This window comes from Streptomyces canarius, assembly GCF_014650735.1.
GTDB classification, from domain to species: domain Bacteria; phylum Actinomycetota; class Actinomycetes; order Streptomycetales; family Streptomycetaceae; genus Streptomyces; species Streptomyces olivaceoviridis.
Genome location: NZ_BMVN01000012.1, coordinates 44,027 through 59,576, shown reverse-complemented (window position 1 = coordinate 59,576; position 15,550 = coordinate 44,027). Strand labels below are relative to the sequence as shown.

The 15,550-nt window shown below is 73.7% G+C and carries 17 protein-coding genes; 12 read left to right on the top strand and 5 right to left on the bottom strand.

The features are described from left to right. Window positions 1-24 precede the first annotated feature (24 nt). Window positions 25-870 carry a DUF1206 domain-containing protein gene (locus IE294_RS18870; RefSeq protein WP_229917218.1) on the bottom strand — a complete coding sequence of 282 codons (846 nt, stop codon included), beginning with the start codon at window positions 868-870 and terminating at the stop codon, window positions 25-27. Between the two features lie 146 nt (window positions 871-1,016). Here IE294_RS18870 and IE294_RS18865 point away from each other — a divergent pair, with 146 nt between their 5' ends. Together IE294_RS18865 and IE294_RS18860 are read left to right on the top strand one after the other, a co-directional pair. Next, on the top strand, window positions 1,017-1,661 hold the full coding sequence (locus tag IE294_RS18865) for a hypothetical protein (RefSeq protein WP_189887557.1): 645 nt from the start codon (window positions 1,017-1,019) through the stop codon (window positions 1,659-1,661). A gap of 248 nt (window positions 1,662-1,909) precedes the next feature. Beyond that, entirely contained in the window at window positions 1,910-2,527 is a 618-nt protein-coding gene (locus tag IE294_RS18860; RefSeq protein ID WP_189887555.1) for a sigma-70 family RNA polymerase sigma factor, read from the top strand. 80 nt (window positions 2,528-2,607) lie between these two features. On the opposite strand, the gene IE294_RS18855 is transcribed toward IE294_RS18860, so the two are convergent. Next, entirely contained in the window at window positions 2,608-3,879 is a 1,272-nt protein-coding gene (locus tag IE294_RS18855; protein ID WP_306433457.1) for an MFS transporter, read from the bottom strand. A gap of 292 nt (window positions 3,880-4,171) precedes the next feature. Between IE294_RS18855 and IE294_RS18850 the strand changes: the two genes are divergently transcribed. After that, complete coding sequence (locus IE294_RS18850) at window positions 4,172-4,828, top strand: ScbR family autoregulator-binding transcription factor (protein ID WP_189887551.1); 657 nt, start codon at window positions 4,172-4,174, stop codon at window positions 4,826-4,828. A gap of 157 nt (window positions 4,829-4,985) precedes the next feature. On the opposite strand, the gene IE294_RS18845 is transcribed toward IE294_RS18850, so the two are convergent. Further along, complete coding sequence (locus tag IE294_RS18845; RefSeq protein ID WP_189887549.1) at window positions 4,986-5,438, bottom strand: SgcJ/EcaC family oxidoreductase; 453 nt, start codon at window positions 5,436-5,438, stop codon at window positions 4,986-4,988. Window positions 5,439-5,528: 90 nt separating this feature from the next. Here IE294_RS18845 and IE294_RS18840 point away from each other — a divergent pair, with 90 nt between their 5' ends. The 3 genes from IE294_RS18840 to IE294_RS18830 all read left to right on the top strand — a co-directional run bounded on the left by IE294_RS18840 (window position 5,529) and on the right by IE294_RS18830 (window position 9,433). Continuing rightward, complete coding sequence (locus tag IE294_RS18840; RefSeq protein ID WP_189887547.1) at window positions 5,529-6,017, top strand: MarR family winged helix-turn-helix transcriptional regulator; 489 nt, start codon at window positions 5,529-5,531, stop codon at window positions 6,015-6,017. 194 nt (window positions 6,018-6,211) lie between these two features. Next, window positions 6,212-7,078, top strand: coding sequence for a class I SAM-dependent methyltransferase (locus IE294_RS18835; protein ID WP_189887545.1), 867 nt, complete (start codon window positions 6,212-6,214; stop codon window positions 7,076-7,078). A gap of 174 nt (window positions 7,079-7,252) precedes the next feature. Next, a complete protein-coding gene (locus tag IE294_RS18830; RefSeq protein ID WP_189887543.1) occupies window positions 7,253-9,433 on the top strand; it encodes an MMPL family transporter in 2,181 nt (726 codons plus the stop codon). Between the two features lie 177 nt (window positions 9,434-9,610). On the opposite strand, the gene IE294_RS18825 is transcribed toward IE294_RS18830, so the two are convergent. Further along, window positions 9,611-10,534 carry an SDR family oxidoreductase gene (locus IE294_RS18825; RefSeq protein ID WP_189887541.1) on the bottom strand — a complete coding sequence of 308 codons (924 nt, stop codon included), beginning with the start codon at window positions 10,532-10,534 and terminating at the stop codon, window positions 9,611-9,613. A gap of 84 nt (window positions 10,535-10,618) precedes the next feature. Here IE294_RS18825 and IE294_RS18820 point away from each other — a divergent pair, with 84 nt between their 5' ends. Next, on the top strand, window positions 10,619-11,185 hold the full coding sequence (locus tag IE294_RS18820) for a TetR/AcrR family transcriptional regulator (protein ID WP_189887539.1): 567 nt from the start codon (window positions 10,619-10,621) through the stop codon (window positions 11,183-11,185). Window positions 11,186-11,267: 82 nt separating this feature from the next. Here the strand turns inward: IE294_RS18820 and IE294_RS18815 are convergent, their stop codons facing one another. Then, window positions 11,268-11,666, bottom strand: coding sequence for an ACT domain-containing protein (locus IE294_RS18815; RefSeq protein ID WP_189887537.1), 399 nt, complete (start codon window positions 11,664-11,666; stop codon window positions 11,268-11,270). Window positions 11,667-11,861: 195 nt separating this feature from the next. Between IE294_RS18815 and IE294_RS18810 the strand changes: the two genes are divergently transcribed. The 5 genes from IE294_RS18810 (at window position 11,862) to IE294_RS18790 (ending at window position 15,545) form a co-directional block, all read left to right on the top strand. After that, window positions 11,862-12,584 (top strand): FAD binding domain-containing protein, encoded by a 723-nt coding sequence (locus tag IE294_RS18810; protein ID WP_189887535.1) that lies wholly within the window; start codon window positions 11,862-11,864, stop codon window positions 12,582-12,584. Between the two features lie 98 nt (window positions 12,585-12,682). Beyond that, the gene (locus tag IE294_RS18805) at window positions 12,683-13,144 is read left to right on the top strand and encodes an AAA family ATPase (RefSeq protein WP_189887533.1); all 462 of its coding nucleotides are present in this window, start codon (window positions 12,683-12,685) and stop codon (window positions 13,142-13,144) included. Window positions 13,145-13,174: 30 nt separating this feature from the next. Continuing rightward, window positions 13,175-14,044 (top strand): 4Fe-4S domain-containing protein, encoded by an 870-nt coding sequence (locus IE294_RS18800; RefSeq protein WP_189887531.1) that lies wholly within the window; start codon window positions 13,175-13,177, stop codon window positions 14,042-14,044. A 113-nt stretch (window positions 14,045-14,157) separates the two neighbouring features. Next, the gene (locus IE294_RS18795; protein ID WP_189887529.1) at window positions 14,158-15,084 is read left to right on the top strand and encodes a glyoxalase; all 927 of its coding nucleotides are present in this window, start codon (window positions 14,158-14,160) and stop codon (window positions 15,082-15,084) included. Window positions 15,085-15,095: 11 nt separating this feature from the next. Further along, on the top strand, window positions 15,096-15,545 hold the full coding sequence (locus IE294_RS18790) for a DUF5709 domain-containing protein (RefSeq protein ID WP_058084195.1): 450 nt from the start codon (window positions 15,096-15,098) through the stop codon (window positions 15,543-15,545). Window positions 15,546-15,550 lie beyond the last annotated feature (5 nt).

Genomic DNA, 15,550 nt, shown 5'->3' with positions numbered 1-15,550 from the left:
GGGGCCGGCCGTGGGGCCGCCGGGTCAGAGCTTGCGCCAGCGCGCGTTGCACCAGGAGAAGACACCGAACGCGGCCAGGCCGAGCGCGACCAGGGCGAGCAGCCAGGGCCCGGCCGGCAGGTCCCGGAACGCGCGCAGGGTGTCGTCCATGCCCTTGGCCTTCCCCGGCTGGTGCTGGACGGCGGCGACGAGCGCGAACACACCGGCCGCGGCGAAGACGACGCCGCGGGCCGTGCCGCCCGTCACCCCGAGGCCCTCCACGACCGGCCGGACCCGGGCCGACATGGCGCTCGTCCGCAGCTTGTCGCGGAACTTGCGGCGCACGGCCCGCACCGAGATCCACCCTCCGGCGATCACCACGGCGGCCCCCGCGATCCCGAGGAGCCACTGGCCGCCGGGCCAGTCCAGCACCCGCGCGGTGACGTCGTCGGTGTGCCGGTCGGAGGAGCCGCTGCCGCTGCCCCGGTCCCCGGCCGCGTAGGAGAGCACCGAGTAGGACACGAAACAGTAGAAGACGAAACGGAACAGGGCCGCCGCCCGCCGGGAGAGCTTCGACCCGTCGGGGCCGTAGCCGCCGAACACCGCCTCGGACAGCCGCCACAGCGCCATCCCGGCGAGGGCGACGCCCACGATCCACAGCATCGCCGACCCGAACGGCTGCCCGGCCAGCTCACCGAGGGCACCGCCGCGGTCGGCCTGCTGCCCGCCGCCGTCACCGCCGAAGGCGATCTGCACGGCGATGACGCCCACGAGTACGTAGATCAGCCCACGCGCCGCGAAGCCGGCCCGGCCCGCCGCGTCCACGGCCGGGCTGTCCGCCACCCGCCGCGCCCGGGACCGTCCCCGCAGTGTCCATGTCTGTGCATCCATGTACCGCCGGATGCCCCCGGGTACGGCTCCGACACCTTCTCCCGCGGACCCGGCCCGCGGGATCCGGACGGCCCGTTGAGTACCGGGCCGGGCGGTTTCCGTACCTCCCCCTGACGAACGGGTCCGGGATGCGAGGATGGGGGGTCATGACGGCGGGGTGGGGTGTGCGCACGGTGCGTACCGCGGTGTTCGCGGCCGTCTGCGTCGTACTCGCCGCCCTCGGACACGTCCTGATGTCCGGCCGTGACGTGCCCGCGTGGGCGCTGGCCGCCGGCCTCGCCGCCACCGGCGGCGCGGGCTGGTGCCTGACCGGCCGTGAGCGGGGTCCGGCGCTGATCGTCCCGCTCGTCGGCGCCGTCCAGGCGGCCCTGCACTCGGCGTTCTCCCTCGCCCAGACCGCTTCCCCGGGCACCGCACCGCCGCCGGCCGCCATGTCCCCCCTGCCGATGGACATGGGCGCCGCGCCGATGGACGCCATGCACATGGCGCACATGGCGCACTCCACGGACGGGTCCGGATGGCCGGCGTCCGGGATGCTCGCCGCGCACCTGCTCGCCGCGCTCCTCACCGGACTGTGGCTGGCGTACGGCGAGCGGGCCGCCTTCCGCATCCTGCGGGCCGTGGCCGGACGGCTGGCCGCGCCGCTGCGCCTGCTGCTGGCCCTGCCCGTCGCCGCCGACCGCCCCGGCCCGCGGCTGCGCCGGCCCCGCTCGGACCGGGCGCCGAGCCTCGACCTGCTCATCCACGCGATCACCTCGCGCGGGCCGCCGAGGGGGACCGCTGTCGTCTGAAGACAGCCGGTACACCGGGGCCGCCCCTGAGCGCCCCGGTCCACGGCCGTACGCCCGCGCACGCGCCCGCGGCGCGGTAGCCGCTCACGCCACTCGCCGGGTGTCGTCACACCCCGGCACGCCCGTGTCGGCGTGCCGTTGCCCGCTGCCCGTGCGCGCGTCGTAGGGCCGTCCTCCCCCTCCGCACCGGACCGGCCGCGCCCAGGTGTGCCGCGGTCCGGTCACGGTCGACCCGAGAAGGACACCAGGTGACCACTCCTGTCCTGCCCCCGGCACGGACCGCGTACGACCGGACGGCAGCCGCCGACGGGTCGGCGACCGCGTGGGCGCTGGCCGCCCGTCGTGGTGACGCCGACGCGGTCGAGCACTTCGTCCGCGCCCTGCACCGCGACGTCCAACGGTACGTCGCCCACCTCTGCGCCGATCCCCAGGCCGTCGACGACCTCGCCCAGGACACCTTCCTGCGCGCCCTCGGCAGCCTGCACCGCTTCGAGGGCCGCTCCTCGGCGCGCGCCTGGCTGCTGTCCATCGCCCGCCGGGCGGTGACCGACAGCCACCGCCGCGCCGCCGTGCGGCCCCGGCTGTCCGACGCGGCGGACTGGCAACGGGCGGTCGAGTCGGCCCAGCCGCGCGGCCTGCCCGGATTCGATGACGGCATCGCACTGCTGGACCTGCTCGCAGGGCTGCCGGCCGAGCGCCGGGAGGCGTTCGTCCTCACCCAGCTGCTCGGCCTGCCCTACGCCGAGGCGGCCGAGGTCAGCGACTGCCCCGTCGGCACGGTGCGCTCCCGCGTGGCCCGCGCCAGGGCGACCCTGATCGGCCAGCTCGACGCGGCGGAGCGGCCCGCCGCCCCTCCGGCCGCCTGAACGGTCGGCCAGGGTGGGGCCGGCACGCGGCCGGCCCCACCAGGGTCACCGGGAACCAGGAGGCGGACGGAGGACGCGGATCAGCGCGCCTCCGCGCCCGCGTCTGCCTTCGCGTTGGTGCTCGCGTCTGTTTCCGCGTCGGCGTCTGTCTTCGCGTCGGCGTCTGTCTTCGCGTCGGCCTTCGCGTGCGCGTCGGCCTTCGCGTGCGCGTCCGCCTCCACGTCCGCGTCCGCCTCCGTCTCCGTGCCCCGCGACAGACGTCCGCCGATCAGCAGTGCCGCGCACGCCCCGGCCGTCAGCAGTCCGCCGGCGAGGAAGGCCCCCCGCGCACCGGCGAGCGGCAGGATCAGACCTCCGAGCGCGGCGCCCGCCGCGATGCCGGCGTTGTACGCACCGGAGTTCGCCGCGAGGGCGAGGTCCGTGCGGCCCGGCGCCCAGTGCAGCATCGCGTTCTGGGCGGTCATGAACACCGGTCCGAGCGCACCGCCCATCAGCACCAGGCACACCACCGCCATGACCTGACGGCCGCCCGCCGCGTACAGACCGAGCATGCCGAGCGCCTGGGTGGCCACGGCCGTGGGCAGCGCGGCACGCGGGAAGCGGTCCAGCAGCGCCGCGGTGACGCTCACCCCGGCCAGGCACGCGGTACCGAAGGCCGCGAGCAGCACGCCGACCGTGCCGGGAGCGAACCCGCTCACGCCGCCCAGGAACGCCACCAGGTACGTGTATCCCGCGAACGCACCGGTGGCGGAGAGGAATCCCGCCGCCAGTACGGTCCCGAACCGGCGGACGTCGGGGCTGCTGCCGTAGGCGGCGGGCTCGTCGTCCGGACGCGAGGTCGGCAGCAGGACGGCGATCGTCACGAGGCAGACCAGCCCTGGAACGGCCAGGGAGGCGACCGGCACCGGCCAGCCGCGCTGCCGGCCCAGCCAGGTCCCCGCGGGGACACCGAGCACCAGGGCGAGCGAGCCGGCCACGGACAGCGCCCCGACCACACGTCCGCGCACCTCGGGGGCGAACAGGCCCACCGCGACCGGTCCCATCACCGCCCAGAACAGCGCCTGGGCGAGGGCGGTCAGCAGCCGTGCCCCGAGGAGCAGCCAGTACGAGCCGGCCACGGCCCCGACCAGACTGGACACGACCAGCGCGGCCAGCAGTCCCGTGAGTACATGACGCCGGGGCACCGCCCGCAGGGCGTGGGCGAGCGGCAGGGAGGCGACGGCCACCGTCACGCCGTAGCCGGTGACCAGCAGCCCGACCGCCGACAGCGACACCCCGAGGCCGTCGGACATGAGGTCCAGGAGGCCGATGGGCAGGTTCTCCGCGGTGTTGAAGGTGAAGGCGGCCAGCATGAGGGCCGCGAGCACCGCCGGGCCGCGCCGTGCGGCCGGTCGTGCCGAGCCCCCACGGTCCCGTCCCGGCCTCGCCCACCGCGCTGGTTGTGTGACCCCGCCCATGCGATCAGCTCACCGGCCGCACCGGTCCCACCGCAACCGAATTCCGGGCTCGCCGGCGCGGCCGGAGGGTCCTGTGTCAGGCGCATGTGCCAAGTCCGCGCGAACCGCCCTTGCCCGCCCTTCCGTTCAAACGGCGTGCGGTAGGGTACGAGCTGTTTGGTTTAATTTTCAGCTTGGGGGAGGGTCCATGGCTCAGCAGGAGCGAGCTGTACGGACCCGACGTGCTGTTCTGGAGGCCGCCGCCGCCGTCTTCGCGGAGCGCGGATACGCGGCCGCCACCATCGCCGAGATCCTGAACCGGGCCGGCGTCACCAAGGGCGCCCTGTACTTCCACTTCGACTCCAAGGCGGCCCTCGCCCGGGGCGTGCTCCAGGAGCAGACGGGGACCGAGTACCACCTGCCCCGGGAGCTGAAGTTGCAGGAGTGGGTGGACGCGGGCATGACCCTCGCCAAGCGGCTGCCGCAGGAGCCCGTACTGCTCGCCGGCGTCCGGCTCTCGGCCGACCTCCAGGGTCGCGAGGTGCTCGGCAGCGCCTGGCCCGCCTGGGCCCGGATGACCTCGTGCTTCCTGACGGAGGCGAAGGAACGCGGTGAGGTGCTGCCGCACGTGGACCCCGAGGAGACCGCCCAGGTCTTCCTCGGTGCCTGGATCGGCGTGCAGTTCGTCTCGCAGGCCGTGGCCGGCTGGGCCGACCTGGACGACCGCATGTCGGCGCTGTACGGGCACATCCTCCCCGCCATCGCGGCCCCGGCCGTCCTCGTCCGGCTGGACACCGCTCCGGACCGGGGCGCCCGCGTGATCGCCGAGGTCCGGCAGAAGTCACAGGCACTCGCCGGCGTCTGAGCCTGACACCGGTCGCCGCGCCGGACTGTCGTTCGCGGCCGGTCTCTCGGCCGGTGCGGGCGGCGCGGGAGGCACGCGTTCAGGGCATGTACCAAACCGCTGAGTCGGTTTGTGACGGACCTTGCCCGAGCCCCGCGGCCGGGGACCCGGCACCCGGTCACGCCCGGCCGGCCGCGGGGACGAGACCGGGGGCGAACCGGAACGAGACCGCCTCCATCAGCGGCTTGCGCCTGGTGTTGTGGAAGGCGGCGATCCGCCATGTGTCGTCCGCCTCCCGCACCAGCGTGTACGTCTGCACCTTGCCGAGCCGGCGGGGCCGCCTGCCCTTGTAGGTGTCGCCGCGCCCGCTGACGACGGCCGTGTCCGGCCCGGGGAAGCGGATGCCGACGACCTCGTCCGCGAGCCGGGTGTCCTTGAGGAAGCTCGTGAACAGCACGCGGTGGCTCTCGGTGATGTCCCGGCGCCCCTGGTAGAGCGTGCCGACATAGGTGGTGTAGGTGGCGTCCTCGGTGAACAGGCGGCCGTAGGCGTCGGCGTCGTGCTCGTTCCAAGCGGCGACCAGTGCGTCCAGGACGGCGGTGACGGCGGCGGTCTCGTGCGATGCGGGCATGACGGAGGTCTCCCCTCGTGGTTAGACTGGCGCAGTATCTTACTGAAGACAGTATCTGCATACGTGCAGAGATTTGGGAAGGGGGCCACCGTGTCGAATCCCGGGAGCGGCAGGGACGGCGAGCACGTGATCTTCCGTCAGTACCTGGACGCCGTGGGCCTCCAGGGCCTGGCCGGCGCGGAGGCCGCGGGCCTGCACACCTCGGAGTGGTACGCGCTCAGCCTGCTCGGCCGGGAGGGCAGCCTGACCCCGGGCGAACTCGCCACCCGCACCGGGCTGACCACCGGGGCCACCACCCGGCTGATCGACCGCCTGGAGCGCGCCGGATACGCGCGCCGGACGCCCGACCCCACCGACCGCCGGCGGGTGCACGTCGAACCCGTCCCGGACGCGCTCGACCGCGTGGAGGAGGTCGTGGGCCCGGCCCGCCGCCGTCTCGCCGAGGTCCTGGCCCACTACACACCCGACCAACGCGCCCTGATCTTCGACTACTTCGCCCGCGCTGCCCCCGCGTTCCGCGCCGCGACCGAGGAGATCCGGGCGACGGCCCCGCCCGGTCGGGCCAGGAAGTCCGGCTGACCCGAGCGGACCGGCGCCCCGGGCAGCCGCGCGTACGACGGGCGGTCCCGGGCGTACGACGGGCGCTCCCGCGCGTACGACGGGCCTTCCCGGGCGTACGACGGGCGCTCCCGCGCGTACGACGGGCCTTCCCGGGCGTGACATCATCACCGTCGTCCGTACGACCGCTCCCCACCGGAAGGGCACGGGTCACGATGACCGACTGGGAGTGGGACGAGACCCTCTTCGCGGGCGCCACCCCCTACTACCAGCGGGGCCGGCTGCCCTACGCCCCCGGGCTGGTCCCGCGGCTCGCCGAGGTGCTCGCGGCCGACGGCACCGGACGCCTCCTCGACGTGGGCTGCGGACCGGGCACCGTCACCCTCCCGCTGGCCCCCCTGTTCCGCGAGGCCGTCGGCGTGGACCCGGACACCGGGATGATCGCCGAGGCCACGCGCCGGGCCGCCACCGCGGGACTGGCCGCCAGGACCCGCTGGCCACGGCTGCGCGCCGAGCATCTCCCGGCCGGTCTCGGCACGTTCGACGTGGCGGTCTTCGCCCAGTCCTTCCACTGGACCGACCGCGAGCGGGTGGCGCGGACCGTCCACGGCATGCTCCGGCCCGGCGGAGCACTGGTGCACCTGGCCGACCTGAAGACCGAGCGCCGTACGACCGCGGGCCTGCCGTACCCGGCCGTGCCCTACGCCGGTATCGCCGCCCTGGTCCGGCGCTACCTCGGCCCCGTCCGCCGCGCCGGCCGGAGCCTGCTGCCGCAGGGCACCCCGGGAGGTGAGGCGGCGGTGCTCTCCGGGGCCGGATTCGCGGGCCCCGAGCGGCATGTCGTACCCGGCGGACAGGCGCTGGTGCGCACCACGGACGACGTCGTCGCCTGGACGTTCTCGATGTCCTTCTCCGCCCCGCACCTGTTCGGCCCGGACCGCGCGTCCTTCGAGGCGGACCTGCGCCGGCTGCTCGGCGGCGCCTCCCCGGCGGACCGGTTCGCCGAACGGGTCCCGAGCACCGAGGTGTTCGTCTGGCGCCGGCCCCGGCGGGCTCGGTCACGGACCGGCGGGACCGGCTGACGGCGGCTCAGCCGGCGCCGGGGTATCCGATGGAGGATGTATGTCCACGGTCACTAGGATGTGAGGCCAAGACAACCATGCGACCGGCCGCTCGTTGCGGGCCGGTCGGGGTCGCCGATGCCAGGGACCGCTCCCCGGGCTGCGGTGATCTTCCTTCCCAGGAGGACCCTCCGCATGTTCCGACGAATAGGCAACGCCGTCGTCCGTCATCCCGTTTGGACGATCGTGGCGTGGCTGATCGCCGCGGTGGCCATCGTCGCCACCGCTCCGAGCCTGCCCTCGAACAGTGACGAGAGCAGCTTTCTGCCCAAGAGTTACGAGTCCATCCAAGCGGCGCAGCTCCAGGAGAAGGCGTTCCCCAGCGCCTTCACGCCGTCAGCGATCGTGCTCTACCAGCGCACCGACGGCGGCAAGCTCACCGCCGCCGACCTGCGCGATGTCGCCCGGATCAGTTCCGAGCTGGGTGAGAAGCACATCGACCAGGTACAGAAGGTCGTCCCCGGCCGGCCGTCCAAGGACGGCAGGTATGACCTGACCCTCGTCCAGATGGACAGCAAGACCGCCGGTCAGCCCAAACAGGCCGACGCCGCGAAGGAGTTGCGTGACGAGGCCAAGAAGCTGGCCAAGGGCACGGACCTCGAAGCCAGGCTCGGCGGTTCCGCCGCGCAGGCGCTCGACCAGCAGGACTCGTCCAAGCGGGGCGATGCGCTGATCGGTCTCGGCACCTTCGGGATCATCCTGATCACCCTGCTGATCATCTTCCGGGCGCCGATCCTCGCCGTACTGCCCCTGGTGCTGATCGGTCTGGTGTCCGCCGTCGCCAACGGGCTGATCGCCTACGCCACCAAGCTGTTCGGGCTGGAGGCCAACAGTTCGATCTCGTCCATCCTGATCGTCGTGCTCTTCGGCGTGGGCACGGACTACTTCCTGTTCCTGATATTCCGTTACCGCGAGAGTCTGCGGGCCGGCGACGAGCCCAAGGAGGCCATGGTCAACGCGGTCGGCCGGGTCGGCGAGGCCATCGCCTCGGCGGCCGGAGCGGTCATCATCGCGTTCCTGGCCCTGGTGCTGTCCACGTTGGGCTTCCTCAAGCAGATGGGCCCGGCGCTCGCCATCGCGGTCGGCGCCACGCTGGTCGCGGGTCTGACCCTGATCCCGGCCGTGGTCTCGCTCATCGGGCCGAAGGTCTTCTGGCCCTCCAAATCCTGGAAGACGGAACCCGAGAACGCCCGCTTCGCCGTCCTCGGCCGGGGTGTCCAGCGCCGCCCGGCGCTGACCGCCGTCGTCTCCGGTCTCGTCCTGCTCGTCCTGTCGCTCGGCACCCTCGGCTACAAGGCCACCTTCGACCTGGCGTCGGGCTCCATGCCCAAGACCAAGGAGTCCATGGTCGTCCAGGACGAGATCCAGAAGGCGTACTCGGCGGGCGCCGCCGCCCCCACCGACGTCTACCTGTCCAGCACCGACGGCAAGCCGCTCGACAAGTCCGCCTTCGACGCGTACGCCACGAAGCTCGGCGCCGTGGACGGCGTCGCGAGCGCCCGCCTGAACCAGGTGAACAAGGCGGGCACCACCGCGGACTTCACCGTCACGCTCAAGTACGAGGCGTCGACGGACAAGGCGATCGACGCGGTGGGCAGGGTCCGCGACGTCGCGCACTCCTCGGCGCCCGAGGGCACCAAGGCGCTCGTCGGCGGCATGTCCTCGATCTACAAGGACATCAACGCGGCGGTCAACCACGACTACCGGACGGTCTTCCCCGTCGCCGCAGTCCTGATCATGGTCATCCTGGGGCTGCTGCTGCGCAGTGTGGTCGCGCCCTGGTACCTCATCGCCTCCGTGGGCCTCGGCTTCGGCGCCACCCTCGGTGCCACCGTGTGGATCTTCCAGGACGCGCAGGGGCACTCGGGTCTGATGTTCATGCTGCCGGTGATCATGTACCTCTTCGTGGTCGCGATCGGCACCGACTACAACATCCTCATGATCGCCCGGTTGCGTGAGGAGGCGCGTGAGGGCCGGGAGCCGCGCGAGGCCGCCGGCATGGCGCTCCGGCACGCCGGGCCGACCGTGGCCGCGGCGGGCTTCATCCTGGCGGCGACCTTCGCCACGATGATGCTGGCCGGCAACTCGCTGCTCTCGGAGATGGGCTTCGCGGTCTCCTTCGGCATCGCGGTGGCCGCGTTCGTCATGGCGATGTTCTTCACCCCCAGCCTCACGGCCCTGATCGGCCACGCGGCCTGGTGGCCGGGCCACGCCGACCGGGCGGAGGTGCCGGCCGCCGGCACCGGCGCCGGAACGGTCGGCTCCGGGCCGGTCCGGGGCGAGGAGGACCGGGATCCGGCCGGGCGCCGCGGTTAGCGGAGGCCGGTGGGACCGCTGCGTTCCGCCGGGGGTCGTGACGGGCGGCGGCCGGTGACACCGGTCGGCTTCGCCGGGCGTCGCGACGGACGGCGGTCGGTCTGATCGACGAGTCCTGCCGGGCCATGCGGCCCGGCAGGACTTTTTCGTGCCCGGCGCGAGGACCGGCCGGTTCCGTCAGCCCGTGGCGGCGGGGCCGTGGAAGTAGTGGCCCTTGTCCAGATCCGCGAGGAGGCCGGGCTGGACCGGTTCCCAGCCCAGCAGTTCGCGGGTCAGGGCGTTCGACGCGACGGTGTCGAAGCCGAGCGGGCCGCTCAGCCAGCCGAAGTGCTCGGCAGCGGCCTCGGGCGCCACGGAGGTCACCGGCACCTCCAGATGACGGCCGATCACTTCCGCGATGTCCCGGAGCGCGACACCCTCCTCCGCCGAACCGTGCAGCACCGAGCCGGCGGGCGCCTTCTCGGCCGCCAGCCGGAACAGCCGTGCGGCGTCGAGGCGGTGCACGGCCGGCCAGCGGGTGGTGCCGTCGCCGGGGTGGCCGGAGACGCCCTTGGCGCGGGCGACGGCGACCAGGCCCGCGACGAAACCGTTGTCCCCCTCGCCGTGGCAGGTGGGGGAGAGCCGCACCACGGAGGAGCGGACACCGCGTTCGGCGAGGGCCAGCGCCGCCTCCGCGGTGGTCTGCCGGATCGCGAAGTGGGAGCCGTGGAGCGCGGGCCTGTCCCGTTCGGTGGCGAGCCGCCCGGGTGCGACCCCGAGCAGCCCGGAGGCCAGGACGAAGGGCCGTCCGGTGCCGGCGAGAGCGTCGCCGAAGGCGTCCACGGCACGGCGATCGGCCTCGGCCGCCTCCTGGAACCCGCCGCTGAAGGCCAGGTCGTGCTTGAAGGCGAGGTGGATCACCCCGTCCGAGGCGGCGGCAGCGTCCCGCAGCACGGCGAGGTCGTCGACGGTGCCGCGGACGACCTCGGCCCCGGCCGCGGTGAGCGCGGCGGCGGAGGTGTCGGAGCGGGCCAGCCCGACGACCTGGTGTCCCGCCTCGGTCAGGTCGGGCACGAGGGCGGAACCGATCCAGCCGGACGCCCCGGTCACGAAGAAACGCATGGGAGAACCCCAGACTCTTGATGTCAGTGACTGTCATGGACCCTAGCATTCGATGTCAGTGACTGTCATCGCTAGGATCTGGGCATGGGCAGATGGGAGCCGAACGCGCGCGAGCGCCTGGCGGAAGCGGCGTTGGAGCTCTACGGCGAACGCGGGTACGAACAGACGACCGTGGCGGAGATCGCCAAGCGCGCCGGGCTGACCGAGCGCACCTTCTTCCGCCACTACGCCGACAAGCGCGAGGTGCTGTTCGGCGGCTCGGGAGAGCTGGAGGGGCTGTTCGTGCGGGCGGTCGCCGGCACGCCCGCGGACGCCGCGCCGATCGAGGCGCTGGCCGCCGGGCTCGACGCGGCCTCGGAGATCTTCGCCGACCGCCGCCCGTACGCGCGCGCCCGGCACGCCGTGATCACGGCGAACGCGGAACTCAAGGAGCGCGAGCTGATCAAACTCGCCTCCCTGTCGACCGCGCTCGCCGGCACCCTGCGCGGGCGGGGCGTCCCGGAGCCGGCCGCGAGCCTCGCCGCCGAGGCCGGGGTGGCCGTCTTCAAGGTCGGCTACGAACGCTGGCTGGAGGCGTCCGAGGACCGCGACCTGGTGCACCTGGTGCGGGAAGCGCTGACCGGGCTCAAGGCGGTGGCCGCCGGCGGCTGAGCCGTGGTGGCGGACCGCCCGCTCGTACCCGGCGCCCGGCCGTGTGCTCGTGCGCCGGGGCGTGGGCCGGTGCCGGTACGACTCAGCGGGTGGCGTCGGCCAGTCGCCGGAGGATCTCCACCGCCCGCTCGGCCTGATCATGGGGCACGAAGAGGTGGTCGCGGTGGAAGCCCGCCACGACGTTGCAGCTCAGGCCCTCGTCGGCGAGCGCCCGCGCGACCGCGGCGGTCAGCCCGATCGCGTCCAGCGCGGAGTGGACGCGCAGGGTGATCCACCCGGCCACGTAGTCGTACGCCATCCCGGCCGCGTCCGCGTCCGCCTGCGGCAGCACGAGGGTGAGACCCTCCGGCTCGGCGACCGTGACCACCGGGGAGCAGCCGGACGGTACTCCGCCCTCGGCCATGGTGAAGACATAGCGGCCCGGGTTCAGCTCCGGCCGCATGCCGCCGAGCAGGGTGCGCAGATCGGTCTCGCCCGTCACAGTCCCACCCTACGGGCCGTGCGGAGGATCGGCCGCTGGGCCGGGTGACCTGGCGGCGACGGGACCGGGCGCGCGGCGCGTGCTCGTGTGAGCCCTGTACGCGCCCCCGTTTGCGCGACAAGACTGCGCTTCGGCGGGCAGCGGCCGGGCGCCGCCCGCGCATCGTCCGAGCCCGGGGAAGGCAGGTCGGCCGCTGTGCTGTTGCGTCTGCCCACGTCCCTGGCGGAAGCCCGGGAATGCCTCGCCGAGGGGGCCGTGCCGATAGGCGGGGCGACTCTCGTGTGGGCGACCTGGCAACGGGACGGGTTCCCCCGACTGGCCATGTCCCTGCGGGAGGTGCCGGAGGCCAACGTCCTGGGCCGCCAGACCGTGGGCGGCGCCGTGATCCTGCACCGGATCGACGAACGGGTGCCGGACGTCCTGCGGCTGGCCGCCGCCACGATCGGCACCGGCGCCGTACGGCGGACGGCGACGGTCGGCGGCAACATCGTCGGCAGCACGCTGCGCTGCCTGCTGCCCGCCGCGCTCGTCCTGGACGCCCGGGCGACGGTCCTGGAAACCGACGGCGTCCGCGAGGCCGACCTGGCCGAGGTGGTCGCCAAGCGGCCGGTGCTGCTCGGCCTGCGCTGGCGCACGCCGACCGCCTCGGCGTACCGCAAACTGCCCGGCGAGGCGGGCGGCGCGCCACCCCTCGTCGTCGCCTCGGCCCTGCACGCCGGGCAGGACGCGCCCGACCGCGTGCGGGTCGCCGTACGGGACGGTTACGAGGTGCTCGCCGGCACCGCCCCCGGTGACGCCGATGCCGACGAGACCCTCGACGCACTGCGCGGCACCGCCCTCGGTGAGCTGCCGGCCGCCGCCTGGGACGTCGTACGCCCTCAGGTCACCGGCCTGCTGGAGAGCCGCGGCACGGACTGAGCGGATGGTTGGCCCCCGCGGTCGTTCGCGGTCTTCGCGCGGGCATTGGCCGACGGCCGCGCAGCCACGAGCGTCGGTGGCGTGCCATCGTGGCGGGTATGGCGACGGAACCGGACGTGGCGGTGCTGGTCGGGCTCCAGGCTGCCGGCAAGACCACCTTCTGCGCGCGGTGCCTGGCCGGCCGGTACGCGCTGGTCGGCAAGGACCTGTTCCCGCGCGGTGCCCGGAACAAGCAGGGCCGGCAGATGCGGCTGGTGGCCGAGCACCTGGCCGCCGGACGGGCCGTGGCCGTGGACAACACCAACCCGTCACCACAGGAGTGGGGCCCGCTGGTGGAGGCGGCCCACGCCCACGGGGCGACCGCGACGGCCTACTGGTTCCCGCCGGACCTGACGGGCTCCCTGCGGCGCAACGCCGCGCGCGAGGGCCGCGACCGGGTCCCCGACGTCGGCGTCCTGGCCACGTCGAAGCGGCTGCGCAGACCGTCGACGCGGGACGGCTTCGACGCGGTGCGCGAGGTCCGGTTCGACGGGCGGGGCGGCTTCCGGGTACGGGACTGAACCGACAACACGAGGTCAAGGAGTCCAGCCGTGGACGAATGGTACGTGGACGACCGCTGCGTCAACTGCGATGTGGCCCGGCAGTTCGCGCCCGAGCTGATCGGCGAGGCCGACGGGAAGTCGCGCATCCTGCGCCCGCCGTCCGACGACGCGGAGAACCGGCGGCTGCACGCCGCCGTCTTCGCCTGCCCCACCCGCTCGATCCGGCCGGTGACCGGCCGCGCCGACCCGGCGCTGGACCCGTTCCCGCTGGCCCTCGACGACGGGGTGCTGATCTGCGGCCACAACTCGGCGCGGACCGCGGGCGCCAACGCCTACCTGCTCCGGCGTCCGTCCGGCACCGGCATGATGGTCGACACGCCCCGCTGGAGCCGGGAACTGGCCAGGCGGTACACGGCGTACGGCCCCGTCACCGATGTGCTGCTCACCCACCGCGACCATGCCGCGCACGGCCGCCGCTACGCCGACCACTTCGGTGCCCGGCTCTGGATCCACGAGGGCGATCTGGACGCCGCACCGGACGCCGACCAGGTGATCCGCGGACTCGAACCGCTGGAGATCGCCGCGGGCGTCACCGTCCACCCGCTCCCCGGCCACACCCGCGGCAGCGTCCTGTACCTCGCCGACGACCGGTACTGCTTCAGCGGCGACAGCTTCTACTGGTCGCGGACGACCGGTGATCTGGAGGTCGTCGAGAGCGTGACCTGGTACTCCATCGAGGTCCTGGCCGACTCCCTGGCCAGGACGGCGGGGCGGCTGCGGTTCGAGTGGGTCCTGCCGGGCCACGGAGACCGGCGCCGGCTGCCGGCCGAGGAGATGTCCCGGCGGCTGCACGGCCTGACGGAACGCACGCGCCTGCTGCGGCCCCGCCCGGTCGACTTCACGGGCGTCCGCTGGTGACGGGACGCCGCACTGTTCCCTGACAGGCAACACCCCGGGCGCTGTCGGGATCACCGCCCCCGCGCCGGGCACCTACCTTTTCGGTGCACAGGGTCCGACCGAAGGGGACAGGAATGAAGCGCAAGGCGACGGCATGGGTGCTGCCCGCGTTACTGGTGGCGCTCAGCGTGGTGGGCTCCGGGGCTCCGTCCTCGGCGCAGAACGAGAACCGGGCCGCGGCCACGTCGACCACGGCGGTCGGACCGCAGTACGACACCACGCACGTCTACGTCACCCCCGGCTCCACGGACGCGTTCGTCGCCAGCTGGGAGGCGACCTTCGGCGGGACGCACACGGCCAAGGTCGTCACGACCGTCACCCCGACGCCCAGCAGCACCGAGTCCGAGCTGGTCTTCTCGCCGGTCGGCACCCTGTCCGTCTTCGACTTCAAGACACCCGTGCCCTATCCGTTCGGCAGCGAACGGACGGGCTGGCTCATGAGCGACTTCGACACCGGCGTCCGCCTGGCCCGCAAGAGCGGGGCCCAGGTCGTCGTCGCGCCCTTCGACGACCCCATCGGCCGCGACGCGGTCGTCCAGTTCCCGGGCGGGATCAACGCCCAGCTGTACTGGCACACCAAGGTTCCGTCGTACGCGCCGCTGGAGACCGTGCCGGACAACCGCATCTATCTGACGCCGGACTCGGTGGACGCGTTCCTCCGCTCCTACCTGCGCTTCACCGGCGGCCGGATCGTCGCCGACCGGCGGGCGGCGGACGGCGGTGACCTCGGCCGGCCCGGGGAGACGTACCGCCGCATCGCCCTGCGCTCCCCGTTCGGCAACACGGTCGTCAGCGTCACCGACGGCCACCTTCCCTACCCGTTCGGCCGGGAGACCACCGGCTACGCGGTGAAGGACCTGCCGGCGACGCTGCGCAAGGCCGGGGCCTCGGGCGCGAAGGTGCTGTGGGGGCCGTACGCTTCGGGGGGCCGGTCCTCCGCGATGGTGGAGTTTCCCGGCGGCTATGTGGCCGAACTGCATGAAGGAGGGGAGCGCGGGTGACCGACGCGACGATGGGCGATGACGTGTACCAGCCGGACGGGTCGGAGGTGCAGGACGACGCCGGCTTGCTGGACGCGTCCGACACCCTGGACTACCGGAGCGGCGAAGAGGCCCTGGACGAGGGGTACTCACCCCCGGAGCGCCCCTGGGGCGTGGAGCACACCGGCGTCACGGCGGCGGAGCGGTGGCGGGGGGAGAGCCTGGACGAGCGCCTCGCCGAGGAGGTGCCGGACATCGGCGTCCCGGAGGGCGACGGCATCGGCGACACCTGGGGCACGGACGGAGAACTCCTCGACGACGAGGTCGGCGACGAGCGCGCCGGACGGCTCGTCGCGCCGGACGAGGGCACCCACGAGAACACCGAGTCCGACCTGTTCGCCTCCGACCGGGGCCTGGACGGCGCCGGGGCCTCGGCGGAAGAGGCCGCGATGCATGTGATCCCCGGCTCCGAGAGCTACTGACGCCC

Bases quoted from the DNA above. Each gene is read 5' to 3' on its own strand.
- IE294_RS18790 (WP_058084195.1), top strand. From the start codon at position 15,096: ATGGGCGATGACGTGTACCAGCCGGACGGGTCGGAGGTGCAGGACGAC.
- IE294_RS18835 (WP_189887545.1), top strand. From the start codon at position 6,212: ATGACCGACTGGGAGTGGGACGAGACCCTCTTCGCGGGCGCCACCCCC.
- IE294_RS18830 (WP_189887543.1), top strand. From the start codon at position 7,253: ATGTTCCGACGAATAGGCAACGCCGTCGTCCGTCATCCCGTTTGGACG.
- IE294_RS18855 (WP_306433457.1), bottom strand. From the start codon at position 3,879: ATGCTGGCCGCCTTCACCTTCAACACCGCGGAGAACCTGCCCATCGGC.
- IE294_RS18845 (WP_189887549.1), bottom strand. From the start codon at position 5,438: ATGCCCGCATCGCACGAGACCGCCGCCGTCACCGCCGTCCTGGACGCA.
- IE294_RS18805 (WP_189887533.1), top strand. From the start codon at position 12,683: ATGGCGACGGAACCGGACGTGGCGGTGCTGGTCGGGCTCCAGGCTGCC.
- IE294_RS18870 (WP_229917218.1), bottom strand. From the start codon at position 870: ATGGATGCACAGACATGGACACTGCGGGGACGGTCCCGGGCGCGGCGG.
- IE294_RS18825 (WP_189887541.1), bottom strand. From the start codon at position 10,534: ATGCGTTTCTTCGTGACCGGGGCGTCCGGCTGGATCGGTTCCGCCCTC.
- IE294_RS18820 (WP_189887539.1), top strand. From the start codon at position 10,619: ATGGGCAGATGGGAGCCGAACGCGCGCGAGCGCCTGGCGGAAGCGGCG.
- IE294_RS18865 (WP_189887557.1), top strand. From the start codon at position 1,017: ATGACGGCGGGGTGGGGTGTGCGCACGGTGCGTACCGCGGTGTTCGCG.
- IE294_RS18850 (WP_189887551.1), top strand. From the start codon at position 4,172: ATGGCTCAGCAGGAGCGAGCTGTACGGACCCGACGTGCTGTTCTGGAG.
- IE294_RS18795 (WP_189887529.1), top strand. From the start codon at position 14,158: ATGAAGCGCAAGGCGACGGCATGGGTGCTGCCCGCGTTACTGGTGGCG.